This window comes from Paracoccus seriniphilus, assembly GCF_028553745.1.
Lineage (GTDB): Bacteria > Pseudomonadota > Alphaproteobacteria > Rhodobacterales > Rhodobacteraceae > Paracoccus > Paracoccus seriniphilus.
Map to the genome: position 1 here is coordinate 1,647,569 of NZ_CP067129.1, position 25,006 is coordinate 1,672,574.

The window sequence follows — 25,006 nt, forward strand, 5'->3', positions numbered from 1 at the left end:
CCGATGACCACCGAAGTTCGTGTGCCCACCCTGGGCGAATCCGTTACCGAGGCCACGATTGCCACCTGGTTCAAGAAACCGGGTGACGCCGTCGCCGTCGATGAGATGCTGTGCGAGCTGGAGACCGACAAGGTCACGGTCGAAGTGCCCAGTCCGACCGCCGGTGTCCTGACGGAAATCGTAGCCGCCGAAGGTGAAACCGTGGCGCCTGACGCATTGCTGGCCCAGATCGATGAAGCTGGCAGCGCCGCGAAAGCTGCGCCCAAAGAACAACCCAAGCCCAAACAAGAAGCGGCAGTATCATCTCCGGAGGACAATAAGGACATGAGCGGCAAATCCGTGGACGTGATGGTCCCCTCACTTGGCGAAAGCGTCACCGAAGCAACCGTTGCCACCTGGTTCAAGAAGGTCGGCGATCAGGTTGCCGCAGACGAGATGCTGTGCGAACTGGAAACCGACAAGGTTTCGGTCGAAGTCCCGGCCCCGGCGGCAGGTGTCCTGACCGAGATCCTGGCACAGGAAGGTGCCACGGTTGACGCCACGGCCAAGCTGGCGGTGATTGCCGAAGGCGCTTCTGGAGCCAAGGCTGCGCCTGCTGCTGCCGCACAGGCGGCCCCTGCCCAGGCAGCGGCCTCGGGCAAGGATGTCGAGGACGCCCCCTCGGCCAAGAAGGCCATGGCCGAAAAGGGTCTGAGCCGCGACGACGTTCAGGGCTCGGGCCGTGATGGCCGTGTCATGAAGGAAGATGTCGCCAAGGCGGCTGCCCCGAAACCCGCGGCTGCCCCGCGCGCGCCCTCGGCCCCGCAGGATGCTTCGCGTGAAGAGCGGGTCAAGATGACCCGCCTGCGCCAGACCATCGCCCGCCGGCTGAAAGACGCGCAGAACACGGCCGCAATGCTGACCACCTATAACGAAGCCGACATGTCGGGCATCATGCAGCTTCGCAATGAATACAAGGAAGCCTTCGAGAAGAAGCACAAGGTCAAGCTGGGCTTCATGTCCTTCTTCGTGAAGGCCTGCTGCCACGCGTTGAAAGAGGTTCCCGAGGTCAATGCCGAGATCGACGGCACCGACGTGGTTTACAAGAACTATGTCAATATGGGTGTTGCGGTCGGCACGCCTTCGGGTCTGGTCGTTCCGGTTGTCCGCGACGCCGATCAGAAGAGCTTTGCCGGCATCGAGAAGGAAATTGCCGAACTGGGCAAGAAAGGTCGCGACGGCAAGCTGTCCATGGCCGAAATGCAGGGCGGCACCTTCACCATCTCGAATGGTGGCGTCTATGGCTCGCTGATGTCCTCGCCCATTCTGAACCCCCCGCAGTCGGGTATTCTGGGCATGCACAAGATCCAGGAACGTCCGATGGTTGTCGGCGGCGAGATCGTCATCCGTCCGATGATGTATCTGGCCCTGTCCTATGACCACCGGATCGTTGACGGCAAGGGTGCCGTGACCTTCCTGGTGCGCGTCAAGGAAGCGCTGGAAGATCCGCGCCGCCTGTTGATGGATCTCTGATCCTGCCATTCGGTCGGGCGGCGACAAGCTGCCCGGCCACCCCCTGTTCAAAGGTCTTGCAATGCCCGATCACGGCACCACCACAGAACAGTATTTCAGGCACCCGCGCGTTCCGGGCGGAACCGCGCCCCAACCTGACCGTTTGACCAGCGGACCGTCGCCGGATCCGTCCCGTTCTTCGGGCCGCCCGCGATCCGGTCTTCCGGGAAAAGGGAATGTTCCATGCAGATGATCGCGCATTACAGCATTGTTGAATATGCACCGTTCAAGGCGGCTTTCGATGCCGATGCCGAGGATCGCGCAAACAACGGGCTGTCCCTCTTGCAGCTCTGGCGAGAGGATGACCGCAACGTCTGGGCGCTGTTTTCGGTCTCGGACGCTGCGGCAGCCAGCGCCTATCTGGAGGGCGCCGCTGGTGTCTTTTACAGCCATGGCGGGGTGATCGACACCTCCTATCATTTCGTCGAGACCGCATGATGTCACCGGAACTGACCGTCCTTGCACTGGCAGGCCTGTTGCAGACCGCGCAGTTCGCAGCCTATTCGGTTGCGGCCAACCGGCAGATCGGCACCAGGATCGCCATGGGGCCACGCGACGATGCGCCCAGCCTGACGGGATATGCGGGGCGCTTGCAGCGTGCGCTGAACAACCACTTCGAGGGTCTGATCCTGTTCACCCTGGCCGTCGTTGTTGTCACCCTTGGCGACAAAGGTTCGGGGATGACGGCAGCTTTGGCGTGGATCTATCTGATATCCCGAGTGATTTATGTGCCAGCCTATGCTTTTGGCTGGGTACCGTGGCGGTCGGTGATCTGGGGCATCGGCTTCGCCGCAACGAATTTGATGATCTTGGCTGCGCTGTTCTAGGTGCAGCCTGCAAATATCGGGACTGAACCAGCCTTCAGCCCGACCTGTGATGTGGACGCCGTGCGGGGTCCGAAGGACAAGAAGGAGTAAGCCATGTCCACCTATGATCTGATCGTGATCGGTGCCGGACCCGGCGGCTATGTCTGCGCCATCCGTGCCGCACAACTGGGCCTCAAGGTCGCCTGTGTCGAAGGGCGCGAAACGCTTGGCGGAACCTGCCTGAACGTGGGCTGCATTCCCTCGAAGGCGCTGCTGCATGCCAGCCACATGCTGCATGAAACCCACGCAAACTTCGACAAGATGGGCCTGACCGGGGCCAAGGTCAAAGTCGACTGGGCCAAGATGCAGAACTACAAGGCCGAAACCGTGACCGGCAACACCAAGGGCATCGAGTTCCTGTTCAAGAAGAACAAAATCGACTGGCTCAAGGGCTGGGCAACCATCGAAGCCCCCGGCAAGGTCAAGGTCGGCGACACGGTCCATGAGGCGAAGAATATCGTCGTCGCCACCGGCTCGACCCCATCAAGCCTGCCGGGCGTCGAAGTGGACAATGACGCCGGTGTCGTGGTCGACTCGACCGGTGCCATTTCGCTGCCGAAGATCCCGAAATCCATGGTCGTGATCGGGGCCGGTGTCATCGGGCTGGAGCTTGGCTCGGTCTATGCGCGCCTTGGTGCGGAAGTCACCGTGGTGGAATATCTGGATGTCATCACCCCCGGCATGGACGGTGAGGTTCAGAAACAGTTCCAGAAAGTCCTGACCAAGCAGGGCCTGAAATTCGTTCTGGGCGCCGCCGTCAAGGGCACAAGTGTCACCAAGGGCAAGGCGACCGTGACCTATGCGCTGAAAAAGGACGACAGCGAACACAGCATCGAGGCTGAATGCGTGCTGGTCGCGACGGGTCGTCGGCCCAAGGTCGATGGCGTCGGGCTGGACAAGGTTGGCGTCGAGATGACGGATCGCGGTTTCGTCAAGGTCGACAAGCATTGGGCGACCAATGTCAAAGGCATCTATGCCATCGGCGATTGCGTCCCCGGCCCGATGCTGGCCCATAAGGCCGAGGACGAAGGCATGGCCGTGGCCGAGGTCATCGCCGGCAAGCATGGTCACGTGAATTACGATGTCATTCCCGGCGTCATCTACACGACCCCCGAAGTTGCCAATGTCGGCATGACCGAAGAGGCGGCCAAGGCCGCCGGCCACAAGGTCAAGATCGGCAAATTCCCCTTCATGGGCAATGCCCGTGCCAAGGCGATGATGCAGGCCGATGGTTTCGTCAAGATGATTGCCGACGCCGAGACCGACCGGGTTCTGGGTTGCCATATTGTCGGCCCCAATGCCGGCGAGATGATCCACGAGGTCTGTGTCGCGATGGAATTCGGTGCCTCTGCCGAGGATATCGCCCTGACCTGCCACGCCCATCCCACAACCTCCGAGGCCGTGCGCGAAGCGGCTCTGGCATGTGGCGATGGCGCAATCCATGCCTGATCAGGTGGCAGGCGACAAGCGCCTGCCCTTGTCCCATGGCGGGCCAATGCGCCGCCATGGGCCTTCGCGGCGCACACTGATCCTGGGCACCCTGGCCCTGGCAGCCTGTGGCGGTCGGTCGCGAACCCAGAGGATGCCATCCGGCCTGGGCGCAAACGGGCTGTATCCGAATGAAACGCCCTATCTGCGCAGCCGGATCAATTACTGGGCCCGCCACTACAATATCCCGGCAGAAATCGTGCAGCGGGTCGTCATCCGTGAATCCTCGCATCGGCCCGAGGCACGCAATGGCCCTTATTACGGATTGATGCAGATCCTGCCGCAAACCGCGCGCACCATGGGCTATCGCGGTCCGGCTTCGGGCCTCTTGGATGCCGATACCAACCTGCGTTATGGCGTGAAATATCTGCGCGGCGCATGGCTGGTGGCAGAGGGCGACCCAGATGACACCATCAAATGGTATTCACGCGGCTATTACTATGAGGCCAAGCGCAAGGGTCTGCTGAAGAAAACCGGCCTGCGCAGCTAGCCGCGCCTGCGCCGCGCCCGCCCCGCCGAAGCCTGAAACCCGACATCCGGCAGGGTGACCACCCCGGCCAGCTTGTCAAAGGCATCCGTGGCATGTGGAATACCATTGGCCGCCACGAAATGCTGCTGGAACAGCGGCGCGATGGCGGTCTCGATCCGCGTGATCCTGCGCACTTCGGCCTCGATCTCGCGCCGTGCGGCCCGCGAGCACAGCGCCATTCGTGCGCCGGTCCCCGCCGCATTCCCCGCACTGGTCACACGCGCGGGATCGCAATTGGGGATCATCCCCAGAACCAGCGCATGCAGTGGCGAGATATGGGCGCCAAAGGCTCCGGCCAGCACGACGCGATCCACCTCTTCAATGCCGAATTCATCCATCAGCAGTCGAGCGCCCGCATGGACCGCCGATTTTGCCAACTGGATGGCGCGGATATCGCCCTGTGTCACGGCGATGCGCGGTCCGCCGGTTTCGCTGCCATCATGGAGAAGATAGGAAAAGGTCCGCCCGTCAGGGATACAACGGGCGGTGCCGGTCTGTTCGGGCGAACCTATCAGGCCCGAGCGGTCGATGATGCCCGCAATGCGCATCTCGGCCACGATCTCGATGATCCCCGACCCGCATATGCCGGTGATGCCCGTCGCCTTCACCGCATCCTCGAAGCCATCTTCATCGGACCAGCTTTCGACACCGATGACGCGGAAGCGGGGCTCCTTCGTGACCGGATCGATCCGCACACGTTCGATGGCACCGGGTGCGGCGCGCTGGCCGTTGTTGATCTGTGCCCCTTCGAATGCCGGCCCGGTGGGCGATGAACAGGCCAGAACCCGCGTTTCGTCCCCCAGGATCAGTTCGGCATTGGTCCCGACATCGACGACCAGAACCGGTGCGGCGGATTTCTGCGGCTGCTCGGACAGGACAACGGCGGCAGCATCCGCGCCGACATGGCCCGCGATCAGCGGCAGGATATAGATTCGCGCGGCCTCATGGATCGGAACCTCCAGATCACGTGCCGGCAGAGAGAGCGCATCCGAGACCACCGGCGGGAAAGGCGCCTGCCCCAGTTCGACCGGATCAAGTCCCAGCAGCAGGTGATGCATCACCGGGTTGCACACGATGGTCGCATCGACGATCTGCCGGGCGGAAACGCCGGCCTCATCCGCCAATCGCGCGACAAGATCACCCAGCCCGGCCCGCACGGCAGCGGTCATCTCGGCCGCGCCCGAGTCATTCATCATGCCATAGCTGACCCGGCTCATCAGATCCTCGCCAAAGCGGATCTGCGGGTTCATCAGCCCGTCCGAGGCCAGAACGCGCCCATCATCCAGCGCCACAAGGTGGCCGGCAATGGTGGTCGTGCCCAGATCCACCGCCAGACCCAGCAGGGGTTGCTGGTCAAAACCGGGGATCAGGTCGATCAGACGCGGCGCCATGCCCTCGGCCTGTCCAATGATCGCCGTCACCTGCCAGTCGCCCTTGCGCAGCACCTTCTGGATTCGCGCCAGAACCGGCAGATCCGCGGTCAGGCCCTCGATCTGCCATTGCTGCGCCAAGGCGCTGGAAATCCGATCGAAGTCGCTGTCGGGATCATGCAGGCTCGGCTGTGTGACCTCGATGAAATAGCTGCGCACGGCGGGGTCCATGACCATCACCCGTTCGCTCGCCGATTTACGGATCACCTGGCGGTGCAACTGGCTTTCAGGCGGCACATCGATCACCGCGTCCGATTGCAACCGGGCCTGACAGCCCAGACGCCGTCCCGCCTGCAACCCGCGCAGCCGATCATAGCGCTGTTCGACCTCATTTATCGCAGTCAGCGCGTCCGGAGCCATGGCAATGCCATGTTTGGCAAATTGTCCCGCCCCCGGTGCCACCTGGCATTTCGAACAGATGCCCCGTCCACCGCAAACGGAATCCAGATCGACACCAAGCTTTCGCGCCGCATCCAGCACCGAAATTCCGGCAGGCACCCGCCCCCTTTTCCCGGAAGGGGTAAAGACCACCAAGACATCATCCGACATCGCGCACCTCGTTCCTGCAAGGTCCAGAGTAACGGCACGAAGCGGATCACCGAAACCGCAAATGCGGCAACTGCACGAGGAATTGCGACGCCGCCAGCGGGCGCATTCGCCCACAGTCAAAAAAAGGGGCGGAAACCGCCCCTTTTGTCATCTGCCTGTCCCGGGGCCTCAGGCGCCCTTGTAGATGTCGACCAGCTTGCCCAGCATGTCCAGCGCATCCTCGCGCGAACGCTGGAAGCTGTTGCGACCGATGATCGAGCCGTTGCCGCCGCCATCACGGATTGCGCGGGCATCGTCATAGACCGCATCCGCGCCCTTGGCAGCACCACCCGAGAACACCACGATACGACGACCACCGAAGGCCGCCTGCATGCAGTGCTCGACGCGTTTCGCCTGGGTCGAGATGTCGATGGCCTTTTCCTCATAGACCTTCTTGGCCTCGGGCAGTTCCAGGTGATCGGTCGACAGCTTGATCTTGATGATATGCGCGCCGATCAGGGCGGCGATCTGTGCTGCATAGGCGGCGATATCAATGGCGGTTTCGCCGTCTTTGGAAATCGCTTCACCGCGCGGATAGGACCAGATCACGGTGGCCACACCCTTGGCCGCAGCTTCGCGGCGCATTTCGACGATCTCTTCGAACATGTCCAGCGCCATGTCCGAACCCGGATAGATCGTGAAACCGATCGCGGCACAGCCCAGACGCAGCGCATCATCCACCGAGGCCGTCACGGCCTGGTTCTTGCCGGCGGTTTCGGACATCAGGCTGTTGGCGCTGTTGACCTTGAGGATGGTCGGGATCTGGCCTGCGAATGTGTCGGCCCCGGCCTCGATCATGCCCAGAGGCGCGGCATAGGCGTTCAGCCCAGCATCGATGGCCAATTGGTAATGGTAATGCGGGTCATAGCCAGCGGGATTGGGCGCAAAGGACCGCGCGGGGCCATGTTCGAACCCCTGGTCGACGGGCAGGATGATCATCTTGCCGGTACCAGCCAGCTTGCCGGTCATCAGCATCCGCGCCAGTTGAGCTTTTACGCCGGGGGTCTCACCCTCGTAATTGGCGAGGATCCGGCGAACTGTGTCGGTCATCTGCATGAAATGTCTCCTATGATGATGCCGGCTGAATAGCACGGGGGTCGGCGGAGGCAACGCTGTTGACGCTAACGGTCGCAACAAGACTGAAACTCGCTTGCAAAACACCGACATTCTGGCCGTTGTCGGTGATTTTCGATGGTCTTGCAACTCATGCCCGGGCATGCCGATTCAGTGCCGGATCGCCCCGGCTTCGCGCGACCGCGCAAAGAAAAACCGGTGCAGGCAAAGGACATGCCGGCACCGGTTTCAATGTCAGTTCCTTGCTCCGGGCAAATGCCCCGGCAGGTCAGTCGACCGCTGCTTCAAGCACCGCGACCCCCGGCAGATCCTTGCCTTCCATCCATTCGAGGAAGGCCCCGCCTGCGGTCGAGATAAAGGTGAAATCGCCCGCGACACCGGCCTTGTTCAGCGCCGCAACGGTATCTCCGCCGCCAGCGACGGAAACCAGTTCATCCTTGCGGGTCAATTCGGCGGCGGCCTGCGCGGCAGCATTGGTGGCACGGTCGAAAGGCTCGATCTCGAAAGCACCCATCGGCCCGTTCCAGATCAGGGTGCGGCAGTGCTCCATGGCGCCACGCAGGGCCGCGACCGTATCGGGTCCGGCGTCCAGGATCATTGCATCGGCGGGGCATTGATCGACAGGCAGCACCTCGTTGTCGGCGCCTGCCTTGAATTCGCGGGCCACGACGATATCCACCGGCAGATGGATCGTGCATCCACCCTTTTCGGCTTTTTCCATGATGGCGCGCGCCGTATCGGCCATATCGCGTTCGGCCAGCGATTTTCCGACCTCGATCCCCCTGGCGACAAGGAAGGTATTGGCCATGCCGCCACCGATCACCAGATGATCGACCCGGTCCAGCAGGTTCATCAACAGGTCCAGCTTGGTCGAGACCTTGGCACCGCCGACGACCGCCATCACCGGGCGTTGCGGATTGCCAAGTGCTGCGTCCAGCGCCTTCAGTTCGGCCTCCATCAGTCGCCCTGCCCCTGCGGGCAGCAAGCGGGCCAGCCCCTCGGTCGAGGCATGGGCGCGATGGGCCGCAGAGAAGGCGTCATTGACATAGGCACCGCCCAGGGCCGCCAGCGAGGCCGCGAAGGTCGAATCATTCTTTTCCTCGCCTTCGTGAAAACGGGTATTCTCAAGCAGGGCGACATCGCCGGCCTCAAGGCTGGCAACCAGGCGCTTGGCCGGGCCGCCAATGCAGTCATCGCCGAATTTCACCGGCTGCCCCAGCGCTTCTTCCAGAGCCGGAACGATCTGCTTCAGGCTCATGCTCTCGACGCGTTTTCCCTTGGGCCGGTCGAAATGGGCCAGCAGCACCGGAATGCCGCCCCTGGCCTGAATGTCCTTGACGGTGGGCACGATCTTTTCGATTCGCGTCGCATCCGTGACCCGGCCATTTTCGACCGGAACATTCAGATCAACGCGGGTCAGCACGATCTTGCCGTCCAGATTCATATCATCAATGGTGTTGAATTTGGCCATTTCGCGTCCCTTCGGGCTGTGGGGCTTTGGCTGGCGTTCTCCCGCATGGTGGGCGCAAGGTCAACTGCTGACGAGGGCGTGAACCACGAACTGTGGTGAACTGCGTTGCCCTTGCGGGCCTGAACCCCTAGACCATGCGTGAACATGGTAAAGGAGGGCCGGATGGCCGAGATCAAGGATCCCGAAAACACCATCATCATCGAACTGAAAGATGGTCCCGTCGTCATCGAACTGCTGCCGGACGTCGCGCCTCAGCATACCGGACGGATGAAAGAGCTGGCCCGCGCCGGCAAATACGACAATGTCGCGTTCCACCGCGTCATCGACGGCTTCATGGCCCAGACGGGCGATGTCGCCCATGCGAATATGGAATCGGGCTGGAATCCGGGCCGCGCAGGCACCGGCGGATCCGATCTGCCGGATCTTCCGGCAGAGTTCTCAAAGCTGCCCCATGATCGCGGGACGATCGGCGCCGCGCGTTCGGCCAATCCGAACAGCGCCAACAGCCAGTTCTTCATCAACTTCAATGACAACCATTTCCTGAACGGCCAATACACCGTTTACGGTCGCGTCATCGAGGGCATGGAGCATGTCGACAAGATCCAGCGCGGCGAGCCGCCTGCAAGCCCCGACCGGATGATTTCCGTCAAGGTTGCCGCCGATGCTTAAATCGCTGCTGATCCCGGCGGTTGTCCTGCTGGCGGGCAACGCATCTGCACAGGTCGCTGCACCTGCCTTCGAAGACGGCCCCGGTCCCAATATGGTGATCGAGGTCGCAGCAGCCGACGGCACGGCCAAGGGCACCATCACATTGGACCTGCTGGCCGATGCCGCCCCCAAACATGTCGAGCGCCTTGTCGCCCTGGCCAAGGAAGGTGCCTATGACGGGGTGGTTTTCCATCGTGTCATCGACGGCTTCATGGCCCAGACCGGCGACGTCCAATATGGCAAGCAGGGCGGCAATACCTCAATGGCCGGCTCTGGCGGCTCCGATCAACCCGATCTGAAAGCCGAGTTCAGCGATATTCCCTTTCAGGCCGGAACCGTCGGCATGGCACGGGCTCAATCGGTTGACTCGGCCAACAGCCAGTTCTTCATCGATCTGGCCCCGGCGCCCTTCCTGAACGGGAAATACACGGTCGTCGGGCAGCTGATCGATGGCTGGGATGTGCTCAACAGCATCACCAAGGGCGATGAGCAACAGAACGGCGCGGTCCAGACCCCCGATTACATGGCCAAAGTGACGATCACCGAATAGGTTTTCTCGCTGATCCATTCAGACGGGGGGCGAGTTTCGCCCCCCGTTTTTTTGGCCCTTGCGGCCCTGCGCCCGCAACGCCTATCCTGCGCTGCAATGATGATGCAGCAAGCCAATGATATCAAGGAAATCACGCCCTCTGCGGCGATTGATGCCATATCCTATGGCTGGCGCGCCAAATGCCTGCAAAGGCTGGTGCGCATGGAACTGCCGGTTCCCAAAAGCTGGGCGATCGGGGCCGAAACCGTTCAGGCGATTGCCGCCGGGCACGGGGTGCCAAGGGATGCGCTGTCTGCCATCTTCGGGCGTGAAGATGCGCTGGTCAGCGTCAGGCCATCAGCCCAGTCGCCCGATTGGGGCGGGCCGGGCACCGTCCTGAACGTCGGAATCAATGACGTCACCCACAAGCGGCTGGCAAAGCGCATCGGGCAGGAAAATGCCGATGCGATCTATCTCAGCTTCGTGCAGAGCTATGCCATCCATATCGCGCGGCTCGACCCCGACATGTTTGCCCAACACGGCCCCAATGCGCTTGGCGACGCGCTGCGCTGTTACCGCGACGAGATGGACGAGGAATTCCCTCAGGACCCCTATCGCCAACTTGCCGAGGTGTTGCGCTCAATGGCCCGCGCATGGGACGGACCGACCGCGCGGCTGCTGCGCCAGGCCAAGGGCGCGCCTCAGGATGCCCCGCTCGGGCTGGTGGTTCAGGACATGGCGCTGGCCATGGGGTCGGGCATCAGCGGATCGGGCAGCATCCAGTTCGTCGATTCGGTCACGGGCACACCCCGTGTCACCGGTCGTTTCCGCGGGCAACATCACGGGGCGGCGGTCGGAACCGGGGCCGAGACACTCTATCTGACACGCGATTCACGCGGCCCCTCGCTTGAGGATGCGGCCCCCGAGGTATTTGCCGACCTTGTCCGTTTTGGCGTCGCGGCCCGCGAACGCCTGCGCGAAGAGATGCAGATCGAATTCGTGGTGACCGAAGGGCAGATATCGATCATCGATGCCGTGCGCGTTCAGCGCAGTTCCCGCGCCTCGGTCCGCATCGCCGTTGCCCTGGCCGATGACGGGATCATTCCCCACTCCGAGGCGGTGATGCGCGTCGATCCCAGATCGCTTGGCGATCTGTTGCACCATCAGGTGGACCCCCGGTCACCGCGTGATGTGCTGGTGCGTGGCATCAATGCCAGCCCCGGCGCGGCCACGGGCCGGATCGTGTTCAATTCTGCTGCGGCACAGGCCTTTGCCGCACGCGGAGAAGCCTGTGTGCTGGTGCGCCGCGAGACCGTGCCCGAGGATATTCGCGGCATGCATGCCTCGGTCGCCGTGCTGACAGAACGTGGCGGCACGACCAGCCATGCTGCGGTGATCGCGCGCGGGCTGGGACGCCCCTGCATCGTGGGCGCATCCGATCTGGTCATCGACAATCGCAACCGACAGCTGCTGTGCAAGGGGCGGACCTTTCAAGAAGGCGACATGATCACTGTCGATGGCAGTTCGGGCGAGGCCCTTGTCGGCGAGGCAACCCTGCTGGAACCGGCGCTGGATGACAGTTTCACCAGATTGCTGGACTGGGCGGATGCCGCCGGTGGAATCGGCGTTCGCGCCAATGCCGACACCCCCGCGGATGCCCGCACCGCCCGCAGGTTCAACGCCCAGGGGATCGGGCTGTGCCGGACCGAACATATGTTCTTTGACACCGATCGTCTGCCCGCAATGCGCGAGATGATCTTTGCCGACAAGCCGGAAGACCGCCGGCTGGCACTGCAGCGCATCCTGCCCATGCAGCGACAGGATTTCACCGAGCTGTTCGAAATCATGGCAGGGCTGCCGGTCACCATCCGGCTGTTCGACCCTCCGCTGCACGAATTCCTGCCCCATGACCGGCATGGCCTGCATGAACTGGCCGAGTCACTGGACCTGCCGCTGTCGGATGTGACCCGCCGCGTCGAGGCCTTGTCCGAATTCAACCCGATGCTGGGCATGCGGGGCGTGCGGCTGGGGATCACCGTCCCCGAAATCTATGACATGCAGGCCCGCGCCATATTCGAGGCCACGGTCGACGCCAGCCGCAAAGGCGCGCCGATCGTCCCCGAGATCATGATCCCGCTGGTCAGCGCCATGCGCGAGGTGGAATTGGTCAAGAACCGCGTCGATGCGGTCGCAGCCGAGGTCAGGAACGAACGGCGCACCAATTTCAACTATCGCCTTGGTGTCATGGTCGAAACGCCGCGCGCCGCCCTGCGGGCCGGCGACATTGCGGCGCATTCCGCCTTTCTGTCATTTGGCACCAACGATCTGACGCAGATGACCTATGGCCTGTCACGCGATGACGCAGGCCGGTTCATGGGCATCTATGTCGGTCAGGGCGTCTATGCCGAGGATCCCTTTCACGTCCTTGATCAGGATGGGGTGGGAGAATTGCTGCTGACCGGTGCGCAACGCGGGCGCGCGCAGCGCCCGGATATCACCATCTCGGTCTGTGGTGAGCATGGCGGGAACCCGGAATCGATCCAGTTCTGCCATCAGGCCGGGTTCGACTATGTTTCCTGTTCGCCCTTTCGGGTTCCCGTCGCGCGGCTTGCCTCGGGACAATCTGCAATCCGGTCTGCAGAAACCGGAAATAGGTAAAATCACGGAATTGACCTCTTGGACCCGTTTCGATTTTCTGATTCGCCGCACAAAGAGGGGTGATTCCCCGGAAAAGCGGGATTTTTAGGTCCGAAACGGCCCGAAAAAGCGTGAAACATGCAACTTCACGCCCATTCATGGAAATCAGGGAAGCGGTTTTTCGCCTAAATCCTGTCCAATCGACCGATATCGGCAGATCCGGCATTTACATCATGGCAACGCCGAACCGGAAAATCCTATTAGTTCGGCTGTTCTTCGGCACAGGCCATCTGCTCGCGGCTGTCGTGCCTCATAACCTGTCCATGTGATCCGTTAGGGACCATAAAATGAAAACGCTGCTCAAGCGGCTGGTGCATGTCTGCCTATGCGCCTCCGCGACCTATCTGATCCTGTCAGACAATGCATCCGCCGGGGGGAATGGATCATTGTTTTCTGCCAAAGCCGCATTGTTTGGTGCCGCATCCGACCTGAAGGATCATCCTCGCGCGGAACCACTCTTGTACAAGGGCATCGACCCCGTAAAGGTCGAAAATGGTCCGGAACATATTTTTCTTGCCAGCTCCGCGCGCAGCTATTCCGGCGAGGATCTGCGCTGCCTTGCCGAGGCCCTGTATCACGAGGCCCGCGGTGAAGGAGCCAAGGGTCAGGCCGCCGTGGCCGAGGTCATCCTGAACCGTGTCGACAGCCGCGCCTTTCCCGGAACTGTCTGCGGCGTGATCAATCAGCCCAGCCAGTTCAGCTATACCATCGGCGGGCGCAAGCCGATCCGCAACAAGAGCGCATATATGCGCGCCCGCGCGATTGCCGAGGCCGCCCTGGCAGGCGCCCCACGGACACTGACCAAAGGCGCCACCTATTTCCACACGCCCGCCGTGCGACCGGCATGGGCGCGCCGCTTCCAGCGCACGGTCCAGATTGGCCGTCATATCTTCTATCGTCGTGGCCAACGCGTCGCATCGAACTGATTTGCGCATTTGAACTGCACGGCGGGCTTGCCTGCCGTGCGGAATTGCTGTGAATGGCTGTTATGAAACAGCCTGACAGACTTCATCTCCGCGACTATGTGATTTCCGCCGAAATCGGTGCCTTTCAATCCGAACGCGGTCGGGATCAGCGGCTGCGCTTCAACCTTTGCGTCGACCTGCGCGAACCGGTTTCGGACAAGGGGGACGAGGTTGACCGCATCCTGTCCTATGACGTCCTGACCCTGGCCGTGCAAACTGCGCTGGCGGATCAACGCTATGATCTGGTCGAGACCCTGGCCGAACGTATCGCTGCCGAGGTTCTGGCCCATCCGGCGGCCGCGCAGATCGAGGTTTGTGTGGAGAAACTGGACCGCGGCCCCGGCGCCCTGGGCGTGACGATCCTGCGCAAGACCGGGCAGATCGAGATCGCGACCGAATTGCGCCCCTGGCACATGCTGCTCTGGCAAGAGCAGGCGCGCATTGACCAGACCGAGGCAACCATCATCCTGCCACCCCATCCCGATCTTCCCCTGCCAGTGACGACGCAGGCGCAGCGGCGCATCAACCTGCTGGCGCTGGATCAGGCCGCCTGGGCCCTCGCCGAGCATCTGGGGCTTGAGGTTGCACAGACCCGGACCGAAATTGACCACGCCATAGATACCGGAACTGCCGTCATCTGGGCCCCTGCCCGGCTGGCCGCCGATCATCCGGAAGCTGGCCGGACTCAGACCGAACTGGCCTTCTGGCTGGCAGAAAAGCTTGGGGCGCTGTCACTGGATTTCGCCTTTGCCCCCGATCACCCCTTGCCCGAGGCTCCGGCGCAATTCCCGATTCCCCTGCGCCACGCCGCGCTGATCTAGCTTCTACAGGTTCTTACCGCAGTCATGGCTCAATCCCGCATCTATTATCGTCCCGTCCCCGTCCCGCATGGCGGCAGATGGCGTCTTGCCGGCGGCTGGAGCAGCTTTTCCATGTTGGAGCGGCTTGAACGCGGCAAGCTGCCCGAACTGGTGGACAACGCCCCGTCCGAGGTCATCGAAACGCTGACCTCGCCGCGCCCCGCCATTCTGGGGCTGTCCATGGACCGCCCGCGCCTGATGGGCATCGTGAACGCAACGCCTGACAGTTTTTCCGACGGGGGAACCTATGATCCGGTCCAGCAGGCCCGAGGTTTGCTGATGGCCGAGGCAGACATTCTGGACATCGGCGGGGAATCGACCCGTCCCGGCGCCGCAGATGTCGGAACAGACGAGGAAATCAAGAGGGTTTCCCCCGTGATCCGCGCGCTGTCTGATCTGGTTCCGCTGTCCATCGACACGCGCAAGGCCTTGGTCGCCCGGGCCGCACTGGAGGCCGGCGCGACCATGGTCAATGATGTGTCCGGCTTCGACTATGATCCCGAACTGGCGGGAACGGTGGCCGGGAATGGCGTGCCGGTCTGCCTGATGCATGCGCAGGGCGTGCCGCTGACCATGCAGGACAATCCCAGCTATGATGACGTTCTTCTGGATGTCTATGACGCGCTGGAACAGCGGATCGCACGGGCTGAATCGGCAGGAATCCCCCGCCACCACATCGTGATTGATCCGGGCATCGGCTTTGGCAAGACGCAGGCGCATAATCTGGCCATATTGCGGCGAATATCGCTGTATCATGGGCTGGGCTGTCCAATCCTGCTGGGCGTCTCGCGCAAGCGTTTCATCGGTTCGATCGGAAAGGCCGAGATTGCCGCCGATCGCATGCCGGGTACATTGGCGCTGACCCTGGCGGCCGTGGATCAGGGCGTTCAGATACACCGCGTTCATGACGTGGCAGAAATCAAGCAGGGAATTCGGCTGTGGCAGGCCGTCAATGACAAGGACGAGGCAAGAGACAGATGAGCAGAAAGCTATTTGGAACCGATGGCGTGCGCGGCTGCGCGAACAGCTATCCCATGACTGCCGAGATGGCCCTGCGCCTTGGCGCGGCGGCAGGACGGTTCTTTCGGCGTGACGGGCGCAACCGGCACCGCGTGGTGATCGGCAAGGATACCCGGCTTTCGGGCTATATGCTGGAAAACGCCCTGACGGCGGGGCTGACCTCGACAGGCATGAATGTCCTGCTGCTGGGGCCGGTGCCCACGCCTGCGGTCGGCTATCTGACGCGCTCGATGCGGGCGGATCTGGGGATCATGATCTCCGCCAGCCACAATCCGGCCGAAGACAATGGCATCAAGTTCTTCGGCCCTGACGGTTTCAAGCTGTCCGATCAGGCCGAAAGCGAGATCGAGGCGATCGTCAGCGGTGAAATCATCCCGGCGCAACCACAGAATATCGGACGCGCCAGACGGATCGACGACGGTCGCGGCCGCTATGTCGAATATGCCAAGACCACCTTCCCTCAAGGGCAGCGGCTGGACGGGCTGAAGGTCGTGATCGATTGCGCGCATGGCGCGGCCTATCGCGCCGCCCCCGAGGTTCTTTGGGAGCTGGGTGCCGAAGTTATTCCCCTGGGTGTCGAACCCACTGGCACCAATATCAATGACGGCGTCGGTTCGACCCATCCGCAGGCCTGCGCGGCGGCGGTTCTGGAACATGGCGCGGATCTGGGGATCACGCTGGATGGGGATGCAGACCGCGTCATCATCATCGACGAAAAGGGTCAGGTCGCGGATGGCGATCAGATCATGGCGTTGCTGGCCGCACGTTGGGCAAAACAGGGACGCCTGCGCGGCGATGCGCTGGTGGCCACCGTCATGTCCAACCTTGGGCTGGAGCATTTCCTGAACCGTCAGGGCTTGCGGCTAGAGCGCACCCGGGTCGGCGACCGCTATGTTGTCGAGCGGATGCGCGAAGGCGGCTTCAACCTGGGCGGGGAACAATCAGGGCATATCGTGATGACCGATTACGGCACCACCGGAGACGGGCTGATCGCCTCGATGCAATTCCTGGCGGCGCTGACCGATACCGGGCTGACGGCCAGTGAACTGGCGTCACAGTTCCAGCCGGTTCCGCAATTGCTGAAGAACGTCCGCTATACGGCGGGGGCTGATCCCCTGTCCGCCGATGCCGTGCGCTCGGTGATTTCGGGGGCAGAAGCAAGGCTGGCTGGCACCGGTCGCGTCTTGATCCGCAAATCGGGGACCGAGCCCCTGATCCGGGTCATGGCCGAAGCCGAGGATGAAACCACGCTGAATGAAGTCGTGAACGAAATCGTCGCGGCGGTCGAAAAGGCCGCCTGAGCAGCGTCGATCCGCGACATCACGGGAATAGCGGGCAGGATCGCTTCAGATGCTGTCCGCAACCGGATCGTAATCATACAGCCAGTCGAAACGGCGCAACAACATGGATGGCGAAAGCCGGTTGACGGCCCGCAACACGGCATGACCCACCAGCCGCTTGGGCCCGGTCATATGGTAGTTTCCGGCGTTGGCATTCGCAGCCTGCACGATTCGCTGCACCCGCGGCAGGCGATGCGCAGCAAAACGCGACAGGGCGCGCGACTGGTCCGGGTCTCTGTCCAGAGCCGCAGCCAGAAGCCAGGCATCCTCGATCGCCATGACCGCGCCCTGTGCCATGAAGGGCAATGTCGGATGGGCCGCGTCGCCAATGATGACACAGCGCCCGTCCTGCCATCTGCGCGCCACCTGATGGCGGAACAGCCCCCAGATGCCGACCTCCTGCACGGATTCCAGCCAGCCACGGACCGGTCCGCCAAAACCGGAAAATTCCGCGCGCAACCGGTCGGGATCACCGCGATGTGACCATCCCTCTTCGTGCCAGCCGGTCTGTTCCTTTACCGCGACCAGATTTCGCAGTCCCTGCACCAGAGGATAGCTGACGACATGCTGTCGCGGTCCCATGAAGACCCGCGATTCCGCCGGAGCCCTGCCATCATCGGGAATCAGGGCACGCCATGCGGTCTGATGCGTGAAAAAGGGAACTTCGCGACCATTCAGAACCCGACGGACGCGGCTGTGCAGACCGTCGGCCCCGACGATCAGATCGGCCTCGGGCAAATCTGTGATGTCTTGGCCCAGACGAAGGCGGATACCGGCCTGCAATGCCGCCTCCAGAAGTATTTCGATCAGTCTTGCGCGATGGACCAGCCGGAATTCATCATCAGGCCTGTGCCGCAACATATCCAGCCGCGCGACCTCTTTGCCCTGGCTGTCACATAGCTGAACCGCCCTGCTGCGCAGAGAAGCCGCCTGAAACTGCGGCTCCAGTCCCAGCGCGCGCAGCACGCGCAGCGCATTGGCCGATATCTGCAATCCCGCGCCAACTTCGGCTATCTCGGCCGCACGCTCGAACACCGTGACATGAGCACCGCGCTGCCTCAGGGCCAGCGCGGCAGTCAGCCCGGCAATCCCGGCGCCGACAACCGCAACCTCACGCATTGCCAGCGCACCGGCCATGACAGGCGTCAGTCGTCGCGATGAACGCGTTCGCGGCGTTCGTGCTTTTCCTGCGCTTCCAGAGTCATTGTCGCAATCGGGCGCGCGTCCAGCCGTTTCAGGCTGATCGGTTCCCCGGTGCGTTCACAATAGCCATATTCCCCGGTCTCAAGCCGACGCAAGGCTGCATCGATCTTGCTGACCAGTTTGCGCTGGCGGTCGCGGGTGCGCAGTTCAAGGGAACGATCCGTTTCCTCGCTGGCGCGGTCTGCCAGATCAGGGACGGCGCGGGCGCTGTCCTGCAGACCCTCCAGCGTCTCTGCTGACTGCTCGAGCAGTTCTTGCTTCCAGGCTTCCAGTTTCCGACGGAAATACTCACGTTGCCGTTCATTCATGAACGGCTCGTCTTCGGCAGGGCGATAATCTTGTGGAAGAAAGGTTTGGGCTTTCATAGGTCCTCCGGCGGCGCCGGGCAGGTCTTGTTTCCGGCACCTTAGCGGTTCGCATAAAGTATGATGAAAGCCTTGTCACTAGCAGACCAGCCGCTATTTGTGCGTTTCATGCAATTTGTTTCGCGCGTGCAGCATTGAGGGCGTATTCCCGCAAGCTTTTCACGGCAAAGGAGAGTTTTGATGCAATTTTCAGGTACTGAAAAATATATCGCTCCGCCAGAGCTGTCTGTCGCGGTAAATGCCGCGGTGACATTGCAACGCCCCCTTCTGGTCAAGGGCGAACCGGGTACGGGCAAGACCGAACTGGCCCGCCAGGTCGCCGCCGGACTGGGGCTGCCGATCATAGAATGGCACGTCAAATCAACGACAAAGGCGCAACAGGGCCTGTACGAATATGATGCTGTCAGCCGTTTGCGCGACAGCCAGTTGGGCGACCCGAGGGTGCATGACGTTGCAAATTACATCCGCAAGGGAAAATTGTGGCAAGCATTCGAAGCCGATCACAAGGTGGTTTTGCTGATCGATGAAATCGACAAGGCCGATATCGAATTCCCAAATGACCTTTTGCAGGAATTGGACCGGATGGAGTTTCATGTTTATGAAACCGGCGAAACCGTCGCCGCCCGGCATCGTCCGGTGGTCATCATTACCTCGAACAACGAGAAAGAACTGCCCGACGCGTTTCTGCGGCGCTGTTTTTTCCATTATATCCGTTTCCCCGAGGCCGACACCCTGCGCGCGATCGTCAATGTCCATTTTCCCGACATCAAGCCGCGCCTGCTGGACGAGGCCCTGACCCAGTTCTTCGAGTTGCGCGACGCACCGGGGCTGAAGAAGAAACCTTCGACCAGCGAATTGCTGGATTGGCTGAAGCTGATTCTGGCTGAAGATCTGACCCCCGAAGACCTGCGTCGTGACGCGGGTGAAATCCTGCCCAGACTGCATGGCGCCCTGCTGAAGAACGAACAGGATGTGGCGCTGTTTGAAAAGCTGGCCTTCATGGCAAGACGCCAGCGCTGACCTCTGGTCACGACGGCAGTTGAGCCACAGCAGACCCGGCCGGAACCGGTGACAAAGTGATGGTCGGCTGATGAACTGCGGCGGTTTTCGGACCGTCGCGCCTGTCATCCCTTCTGATTCGGCGCGCTGGACTCGGGAAGCCGGGATCAATGTTGACTGATCTCGGTCTTCCCTTTCCGGTGCAGGCGCGACCGGGGCTGTCGGGGCAGTTTGCAAACTGAGGTCGTCCGGTCAGCCCATAATTGCCTGACCATGGAATCCTCCGCCAATTTCACGCGCTGGCCATTTCAGATGGCTGGCGCAAGGGTGGACATCAAGGTTGCGGGCGATATGCGGGCAAGACTGAGCGCCCTTGTCGATATCATCGCGAAAAACCTTTCAGCAAGCCTGAGGGATCAGGGATAGCGGGTCTGCGCGATTCTCGGCGGACATGCCACCGGCCAGCAGGTTGCGCGCCTTGGCCTTGCGAATCTTGCAGGGAAAAGCCCCGGCCCCATCACCACTCATCATGCCTGGATCGCCCTCGGGGTCGGCGCGCGGGGGCGCGAGTGGCGGCGATTTTGACAGGAACATGACCCGAAGATGGTGCATGAAACCACGCAACCGTTGCTGTGACTTCGGGCATGGCCACAGGCGACTGTTTCCAATTTGCTACAGTGCGAGTAATCTTTACTAAAAAACTTGGTTATCCTGCCGCCGGGTATTGAACCGGTTTGTCGACTTCCCTAACGGCAAGTCATCTCGACGCCTTCTGCCGAAGGGAGGGAGGCAAGATCTCTTGCAGTCCTCAAGGCCTCGCTCTTCGTCGTGAAGAAAAACTCATGGGACATATCTCGTTCAGCCAGCGGTCCAAGACACAGCCAGATGAAGCTTCCCGGCACGTAATCGTTGACAAAGAGAACGACATGAACAGAAATACCCCTTTGGAAGATGGCGACACGGCCCCAACCGCAACTGCACGGCACAGGCAGGGGGTCGCGACGACTCTTGGGCTGCTGCCGACCATTGCATTGTCCACAGCTTTTGCGACGCCAGTCCATGCGCAATCCACATCCGATGCGCTGGAACTGGACCCGATTGTCGTTCAGGGCATGGAAGATGAAGGCTATGTCGTTACCCAGAGCAACAATCGGAAATCCACGGCGCCGCTTTCGGATACGCCGCAAACCATCAATGTGATCACCAAAGAGGAAATCGAAGATCGCGGTCTGACCTCTGTTCAGGATGTTCTGCGCACCACGCCCGGCGTCACGCTTCAGGCTGGTGAAGGCGGGGTGGCCTATGGCACCTCTCCCGTCATTCGGGGATATGATTCCAACTCGGCGATCACGGTTGACGGCATGCGCAATTCCTCGCGCACCAGCTATGAGGCATTCAACCTTGAATCCATCCAGATCAACAAGGGTGCCTCGGGCACGACAGCAGGTCGAAGCGCCTCGGGCGGGACGATCAACCTGGAAACCAAGAAGGCCCTCATTGGTCAAGACTTCACCGACACATCCCTGACCGCGGGCAGCGGCGGGCTCTATCGCGGCACGGCCGACATCAACCAGACCTACGGAGACACCGCGCTTCGCTTCAACCTCATGCGGCAAACCGCTGATGATCTTGACGGGCGCGAGAACAAGACCTCTGACCGCAAGGGTTTTGCCGCTTCGGTCGCACATGCATTCTCGTCATCGACGACGCTCACCGCAGGTCTGTATTACTACGAGATGCACGACATGCCCGATTACGGGAACGCCATCCTTGACGGCACCATTCTGGGCGACAATTCAACCTGGTATGGATTGAGCAATCGCGACTTTCGCGACAATGAAACCAGATCCGGCTACCTGACGCTGGACCACACTCTGGGAAATGGCTGGCAGTGGACATCGACCCTGCGCGCAGCGAAGGATCTGGCGGTCTATGTCGCCACCGCTCCGGAATACAGCGACACCTACGGAGGCGTTCTGGCCAACGCCAAATCAGGGAATCGCGAAACAAAAACCATTTCGTTCAACTCGCAGCTCTCCGGAACCAAGAACTGGGGCGGTGTGCAGCATGACCTAGCATTTGGCGTCGACCTGTCGCGTGAAGAAACATTCAAGGGCTCCGTGGATGGCACCACGTCAAACACGACCAGCACGCTCTTCCAAGATCCCGACCACCCCGACAACGGCATGGCCTGGAATGGTGTGCTGGATATCACCGACAGGGAAAGCGAAGGGGTGACCAAGACAACGGCGCTCTATCTCATGGATACCATGACGATCTCGCCCAAACTCGAGTTCAGCGCCGGTCTGCGTCTGGATATCTTCGACGTGTCCGGGGCACGGGTAAATACGGCCGGCCGTGGCGAAGAGGCCGCCTATGTCGACATTTCCGAGCATCAGGAGTTCGTCAACGGCAATGTCGGGATCGTATATCACCCGACCGAGTCCGTTTCGCTGTACGGGAACATCGCCAGTTCGGCCGACCCCGCGCTGGACAACGTCGGTATCCAGACCGATTACGACAGTGATGCGGGCGGCGGTGACATCAACGTGGATCCGGAACGCACCTATACCTATGAAGTCGGTGCCAAATGGATGCCCAATCCCGACCTCCTGCTTGGCGCGGCCCTCTACCGCGTCGAAAAGGAAAACGAACGTGCATATGACGAAACCACGGATGAATACTATCTGGCCGCGAAAAGCAGCCGCTCTCAGGGTGTCGAACTCACCTTCTCGGGCATGATCAACGAACGCTGGAGCATCTCGGGCGGGTATACATATATCGACTATTCAGCCGATGGTGGCGAAACCGATTATGTCAACGGCGTTCCGGAACATGCGTTCTCGCTCTGGACGTCATATGATGTGACCCCCAGGTGGACCGTCGGTGGCGGCGCCTATTACACCGGTACGACACATGCCACATCGACGGTCAAGATTCCGGACTCCTGGCAGATTGATGTCATGGCGCGTTACGAAATCGACGACAGCACCTCTGCCCAGGTCAATATCACCAACCTCTTCGATGAAGACATCTACGAGACAGGCTATCGCAATGGTCGCTTTGTCAATATGGGCTCGGCCCGCACCGTCTCTCTGACCCTGAACAAGTCATTCTAGGTCAAGGCTGAACACAAGGGCCGAAGCGGAAACGCTTCGGCCTGCTCATTGCAGGAGAGTTGTCATGTTGATCACCATTCCCGATCTTTTGACCAGGGAGGAAGTCGCCCACATCCGCGGCAAGCTGGAACGCACCCAATGGCAGGACGGGCTTGCGACTGCAGGGGATCAGGCGGCAGGCGTCAAGAAGAACCTTCAGGTTCCCATGGACAGCGACGAAGGCGCCAGGTTGTCCCAGATCGTTCTGGCCGCCCTGGCCCGCAATCCGGTCTATCAATCCGCTGCCCTGCCGCTCAATGTCTTGCCGCCCATGTTCAACCGCTATGACGAAGGCATGACGTTCGGCAATCACGTTGACGGCTCGATCCGGGTGATCCCGCAAAACGGTCAGCGTATCCGAACCGATGTCTCGACCACGGTTTTCATCACCGATGACGATGAGTATGACGGTGGCGAATTGATCGTCGAAGATACCTATGGCGAACATCGGGTCAAGCTGCCGGCAGGTCATGCGGTGGTCTATCCCTCGACCTCGCTGCATCGTGTCAATCCGGTCACGCGCGGCTCGCGTTGGGCCTCGTTCTTCTGGGCGCAATCGATGATCCGCGACGACTGGCGGAGACACATGATGTATGACCTCGACCGGTCAATCATGCGCATTCGCTCATTGCTTCCCGATGATGACCCTGCGGTGACAAGCCTGACCGCGCATTATCACAACATGATCCGGCAATGGGCCGAGGTCTGAGGTGAACGCGATCCCGGCAGGCATCGTCAGCCTGCAAGACTATATTGACGCGGCCGAGAGACGGCTTTCTCCCGAAATCTGGGCCTATATTGCCGGCAGCGCAGCCGACGGGCGCAGCCGCGCGGCAAACCGTGCGGCCTTTGATCGTCATCGCCTGCGTCCGCGTGTCCTGCGCGACCTGAAAGGCGGACACAGCAGGCTGACCCTTCTGGGAGAGGAGATCGCGCATCCCATCCTGGTGGCGCCGATGGCCTATCACCGGCTTGCCCATCCCGATGGCGAACATGCCACGCTGCTGGGGGCTGCCGCGCGCAAGGCGATCTCGGTCGTATCTTCCCAGGCATCGACGGATATGACCGAACTGGCCGCGCGGGCCCAGGGGCCTCTCTGGTTTCAGCTCTATTTCCAATACCATCGTGATGACACCCTGCAACTTGTGCGGCGCGCGGAGGATGCCGGTTACAAGGCTTTGGTCGTGACCGTGGATGCACCGGTGAACGGCATCCGCAATCAGGAACAGCGCGCGGGATTTTCCCTGCCGCAAGGGATCCATGCGGTAAACCTCGCCGGATTTGCCACGCCCCGATTGCATCTTCCCGAAGGTGGCAGCCAGGTGTTCGACGGGCTGATGCAATGCGCCCCCACATGGGCCGATATCGCCTGGCTGCGCAATCAGACGGAATTGCCCATCCTGCTCAAGGGCATCCTTGATCCAGAGGATGCCGAGCTGGCGCTTGAACATGGCGCAAGCGGTGTCATTCTCTCCAACCATGGCGGACGCGTGCTGGATGCGGGTCTCTCGGCGCTGGACGCCCTGCCGCAGGTGCGTGCCCGCCTGGGGGCAAGGGCACTGGTGCTGATGGATGGCGGCATCCGCCGGGGAACCGATGTGCTGATCGCTTGCGCCCTGGGGGCCGATGCTGTCCTCGTCGGCCTGCCGATCCTGTCGGCGCTGGCGGTTGCTGGTGCCGTGGGCGTCGCCCATGCCCTGGACATTCTGCGCACCGAGTTCGAGGTTGCAATGGCTTTGACAGGATGTAAAACCCTGCGCGACATCACCTCTGACACGCTATGGCACAGCCCGCCTCGCCAGTCTTGAAGGCTCAAGGACCCGAAAGCGTATCATGATGATCCCGATCCAGACCTGGCCCGATGATCTGGCGCGGCGTTGCCGGGACTGGAACAATGGGCGCTGCAGCGACTTTGCCGAGTGCCATGCCATGATTGCACAAGAAACGACATTTGACGCCGCGACAGGCGAACCACTGACCGCAAGAGCCCCTGCGCAGCGCCGAGACATCAACAACTTTCCTGAGGATATCTTACGATGGCTGTCAAATTCGACATGATCCGCGCCAATCTGGCCATGGCGCTTTTCCTCGCACCGGAAGATATCGGCACGAACAGGAAACCGGCGGTCTCGGGCATCGCCCCCGGGGCGCAACGGAGCGCCTGA

The 25,006-nt window shown here is 61.5% G+C and carries 23 protein-coding genes; 17 read left to right on the forward strand and 6 right to left on the reverse strand.

What is annotated here, in order from left to right; all coding sequences use genetic code 11:
- The first annotated feature begins 3 nt into the window (after window positions 1–3).
- The 5 genes from odhB (at window position 4) to JHW44_RS08095 (ending at window position 4,395) form a co-directional block, all read left to right on the forward strand.
- Complete coding sequence (gene odhB, locus JHW44_RS08075) at window positions 4–1,512, forward strand: 2-oxoglutarate dehydrogenase complex dihydrolipoyllysine-residue succinyltransferase (RefSeq protein ID WP_089343452.1); 1,509 nt, start codon at window positions 4–6, stop codon at window positions 1,510–1,512.
- Window positions 1,513–1,734: 222 nt separating this feature from the next.
- A complete protein-coding gene (locus tag JHW44_RS08080; protein WP_089343451.1) occupies window positions 1,735–1,989 on the forward strand; it encodes a hypothetical protein in 255 nt (84 codons plus the stop codon).
- Entirely contained in the window at window positions 1,989–2,378 is a 390-nt protein-coding gene (locus JHW44_RS08085; RefSeq protein ID WP_089343450.1) for an MAPEG family protein, read from the forward strand. Before JHW44_RS08080 ends, JHW44_RS08085 begins: the two co-directional genes overlap by 1 nt.
- A gap of 93 nt (window positions 2,379–2,471) precedes the next feature.
- Window positions 2,472–3,866 carry a dihydrolipoyl dehydrogenase gene (lpdA, locus tag JHW44_RS08090; RefSeq protein ID WP_089343449.1) on the forward strand — a complete coding sequence of 465 codons (1,395 nt, stop codon included), beginning with the start codon at window positions 2,472–2,474 and terminating at the stop codon, window positions 3,864–3,866.
- A complete protein-coding gene (locus JHW44_RS08095) occupies window positions 3,859–4,395 on the forward strand; it encodes a lytic transglycosylase domain-containing protein (RefSeq protein ID WP_245846892.1) in 537 nt (178 codons plus the stop codon). Before lpdA ends, JHW44_RS08095 begins: the two co-directional genes overlap by 8 nt.
- Here JHW44_RS08095 and JHW44_RS08100 read toward each other — a convergent pair.
- The 3 genes from JHW44_RS08100 to JHW44_RS08110 form a co-directional block, all read right to left on the reverse strand.
- Window positions 4,392–6,413: an ASKHA domain-containing protein gene (locus JHW44_RS08100; protein WP_089343448.1), complete on the reverse strand. Its 2,022-nt coding sequence runs from the start codon at window positions 6,411–6,413 to the stop codon at window positions 4,392–4,394. The two genes, JHW44_RS08095 and JHW44_RS08100, sit on opposite strands and share 4 nt — an antisense overlap.
- A gap of 168 nt (window positions 6,414–6,581) precedes the next feature.
- Entirely contained in the window at window positions 6,582–7,508 is a 927-nt protein-coding gene (locus JHW44_RS08105) for a class I fructose-bisphosphate aldolase (RefSeq protein ID WP_089343447.1), read from the reverse strand.
- 286 nt (window positions 7,509–7,794) lie between these two features.
- On the reverse strand, window positions 7,795–8,997 hold the full coding sequence (locus JHW44_RS08110) for a phosphoglycerate kinase (RefSeq protein ID WP_089343446.1): 1,203 nt from the start codon (window positions 8,995–8,997) through the stop codon (window positions 7,795–7,797).
- A 162-nt stretch (window positions 8,998–9,159) separates the two neighbouring features.
- Between JHW44_RS08110 and JHW44_RS08115 the strand changes: the two genes are divergently transcribed.
- The 7 genes from JHW44_RS08115 to glmM all read left to right on the forward strand — a co-directional run bounded on the left by JHW44_RS08115 (window position 9,160) and on the right by glmM (window position 17,077).
- Window positions 9,160–9,666, forward strand: coding sequence for a peptidylprolyl isomerase (locus tag JHW44_RS08115; protein ID WP_089343445.1), 507 nt, complete (start codon window positions 9,160–9,162; stop codon window positions 9,664–9,666).
- Window positions 9,659–10,255, forward strand: a complete 597-nt coding sequence (locus JHW44_RS08120) for a peptidylprolyl isomerase (RefSeq protein WP_089343444.1) — start codon at window positions 9,659–9,661, stop codon at window positions 10,253–10,255. Before JHW44_RS08115 ends, JHW44_RS08120 begins: the two co-directional genes overlap by 8 nt.
- A 102-nt stretch (window positions 10,256–10,357) precedes the next feature.
- Complete coding sequence (locus tag JHW44_RS08125; RefSeq protein ID WP_089343443.1) at window positions 10,358–12,892, forward strand: putative PEP-binding protein; 2,535 nt, start codon at window positions 10,358–10,360, stop codon at window positions 12,890–12,892.
- Window positions 12,893–13,218: 326 nt separating this feature from the next.
- A complete protein-coding gene (locus tag JHW44_RS08130) occupies window positions 13,219–13,857 on the forward strand; it encodes a cell wall hydrolase (RefSeq protein ID WP_089343442.1) in 639 nt (212 codons plus the stop codon).
- Between the two features lie 62 nt (window positions 13,858–13,919).
- On the forward strand, window positions 13,920–14,717 hold the full coding sequence (locus JHW44_RS08135) for a dihydroneopterin aldolase (RefSeq protein WP_089343441.1): 798 nt from the start codon (window positions 13,920–13,922) through the stop codon (window positions 14,715–14,717).
- Window positions 14,718–14,741: 24 nt separating this feature from the next.
- A complete protein-coding gene (gene folP / locus JHW44_RS08140) occupies window positions 14,742–15,737 on the forward strand; it encodes a dihydropteroate synthase (RefSeq protein ID WP_089343440.1) in 996 nt (331 codons plus the stop codon).
- The gene (gene glmM, locus JHW44_RS08145; protein ID WP_089343439.1) at window positions 15,734–17,077 is read left to right on the forward strand and encodes a phosphoglucosamine mutase; all 1,344 of its coding nucleotides are present in this window, start codon (window positions 15,734–15,736) and stop codon (window positions 17,075–17,077) included. The genes folP and glmM overlap by 4 nt, the downstream gene beginning before the upstream one ends.
- A gap of 45 nt (window positions 17,078–17,122) precedes the next feature.
- Here glmM and JHW44_RS08150 read toward each other — a convergent pair whose 3' ends face one another.
- Window positions 17,123–18,253 (reverse strand): FAD-dependent oxidoreductase, encoded by a 1,131-nt coding sequence (locus JHW44_RS08150; protein WP_089343438.1) that lies wholly within the window; start codon window positions 18,251–18,253, stop codon window positions 17,123–17,125.
- An 8-nt stretch (window positions 18,254–18,261) separates the two neighbouring features.
- Complete coding sequence (gene dksA, locus JHW44_RS08155) at window positions 18,262–18,684, reverse strand: RNA polymerase-binding protein DksA (protein WP_089343437.1); 423 nt, start codon at window positions 18,682–18,684, stop codon at window positions 18,262–18,264.
- A 180-nt stretch (window positions 18,685–18,864) separates the two neighbouring features.
- Between dksA and JHW44_RS08160 the strand changes: the two genes are divergently transcribed.
- On the forward strand, window positions 18,865–19,704 hold the full coding sequence (locus tag JHW44_RS08160) for an AAA family ATPase (RefSeq protein WP_089343436.1): 840 nt from the start codon (window positions 18,865–18,867) through the stop codon (window positions 19,702–19,704).
- Window positions 19,705–20,082: 378 nt separating this feature from the next.
- Here JHW44_RS08160 and JHW44_RS08165 read toward each other — a convergent pair whose 3' ends face one another.
- Window positions 20,083–20,295, reverse strand: a complete 213-nt coding sequence (locus tag JHW44_RS08165) for a hypothetical protein (RefSeq protein WP_089343435.1) — start codon at window positions 20,293–20,295, stop codon at window positions 20,083–20,085.
- 314 nt (window positions 20,296–20,609) lie between these two features.
- Here JHW44_RS08165 and JHW44_RS08170 point away from each other — a divergent pair, with 314 nt between their 5' ends.
- The 4 genes from JHW44_RS08170 (at window position 20,610) to JHW44_RS08185 (ending at window position 25,006) form a co-directional block, all read left to right on the forward strand.
- Entirely contained in the window at window positions 20,610–22,802 is a 2,193-nt protein-coding gene (locus JHW44_RS08170) for a TonB-dependent receptor (protein WP_179217652.1), read from the forward strand.
- Between the two features lie 64 nt (window positions 22,803–22,866).
- Window positions 22,867–23,550 (forward strand): Fe2+-dependent dioxygenase, encoded by a 684-nt coding sequence (locus JHW44_RS08175; protein ID WP_089343433.1) that lies wholly within the window; start codon window positions 22,867–22,869, stop codon window positions 23,548–23,550.
- 1 nt (window position 23,551) lies between these two features.
- The gene (locus JHW44_RS08180) at window positions 23,552–24,649 is read left to right on the forward strand and encodes an alpha-hydroxy acid oxidase (protein WP_089343432.1); all 1,098 of its coding nucleotides are present in this window, start codon (window positions 23,552–23,554) and stop codon (window positions 24,647–24,649) included.
- 228 nt (window positions 24,650–24,877) lie between these two features.
- Window positions 24,878–25,006, forward strand: a complete 129-nt coding sequence (locus tag JHW44_RS08185) for a hypothetical protein (protein ID WP_272850262.1) — start codon at window positions 24,878–24,880, stop codon at window positions 25,004–25,006.

Coding starts and splice junctions, on each gene's coding strand:
- odhB (WP_089343452.1), top strand. CDS start 4: ATGACCACCGAAGTTCGTGTGCCCACCCTGGGCGAATCCGTTACCGAG.
- JHW44_RS08080 (WP_089343451.1), top strand. CDS start 1,735: ATGCAGATGATCGCGCATTACAGCATTGTTGAATATGCACCGTTCAAG.
- JHW44_RS08085 (WP_089343450.1), top strand. CDS start 1,989: ATGTCACCGGAACTGACCGTCCTTGCACTGGCAGGCCTGTTGCAGACC.
- lpdA (WP_089343449.1), top strand. CDS start 2,472: ATGTCCACCTATGATCTGATCGTGATCGGTGCCGGACCCGGCGGCTAT.
- JHW44_RS08095 (WP_245846892.1), top strand. CDS start 3,859: ATGCCTGATCAGGTGGCAGGCGACAAGCGCCTGCCCTTGTCCCATGGC.
- JHW44_RS08100 (WP_089343448.1), bottom strand. CDS start 6,413: ATGTCGGATGATGTCTTGGTGGTCTTTACCCCTTCCGGGAAAAGGGGG.
- JHW44_RS08105 (WP_089343447.1), bottom strand. CDS start 7,508: ATGCAGATGACCGACACAGTTCGCCGGATCCTCGCCAATTACGAGGGT.
- JHW44_RS08110 (WP_089343446.1), bottom strand. CDS start 8,997: ATGGCCAAATTCAACACCATTGATGATATGAATCTGGACGGCAAGATC.
- JHW44_RS08115 (WP_089343445.1), top strand. CDS start 9,160: ATGGCCGAGATCAAGGATCCCGAAAACACCATCATCATCGAACTGAAA.
- JHW44_RS08120 (WP_089343444.1), top strand. CDS start 9,659: ATGCTTAAATCGCTGCTGATCCCGGCGGTTGTCCTGCTGGCGGGCAAC.
- JHW44_RS08125 (WP_089343443.1), top strand. CDS start 10,358: ATGCAGCAAGCCAATGATATCAAGGAAATCACGCCCTCTGCGGCGATT.
- JHW44_RS08130 (WP_089343442.1), top strand. CDS start 13,219: ATGAAAACGCTGCTCAAGCGGCTGGTGCATGTCTGCCTATGCGCCTCC.
- JHW44_RS08135 (WP_089343441.1), top strand. CDS start 13,920: ATGAAACAGCCTGACAGACTTCATCTCCGCGACTATGTGATTTCCGCC.
- folP (WP_089343440.1), top strand. CDS start 14,742: ATGGCTCAATCCCGCATCTATTATCGTCCCGTCCCCGTCCCGCATGGC.
- glmM (WP_089343439.1), top strand. CDS start 15,734: ATGAGCAGAAAGCTATTTGGAACCGATGGCGTGCGCGGCTGCGCGAAC.
- JHW44_RS08150 (WP_089343438.1), bottom strand. CDS start 18,253: ATGGCCGGTGCGCTGGCAATGCGTGAGGTTGCGGTTGTCGGCGCCGGG.
- dksA (WP_089343437.1), bottom strand. CDS start 18,684: ATGAAAGCCCAAACCTTTCTTCCACAAGATTATCGCCCTGCCGAAGAC.
- JHW44_RS08160 (WP_089343436.1), top strand. CDS start 18,865: ATGCAATTTTCAGGTACTGAAAAATATATCGCTCCGCCAGAGCTGTCT.
- JHW44_RS08165 (WP_089343435.1), bottom strand. CDS start 20,295: ATGCACCATCTTCGGGTCATGTTCCTGTCAAAATCGCCGCCACTCGCG.
- JHW44_RS08170 (WP_179217652.1), top strand. CDS start 20,610: ATGAACAGAAATACCCCTTTGGAAGATGGCGACACGGCCCCAACCGCA.
- JHW44_RS08175 (WP_089343433.1), top strand. CDS start 22,867: ATGTTGATCACCATTCCCGATCTTTTGACCAGGGAGGAAGTCGCCCAC.
- JHW44_RS08185 (WP_272850262.1), top strand. CDS start 24,878: ATGGCTGTCAAATTCGACATGATCCGCGCCAATCTGGCCATGGCGCTT.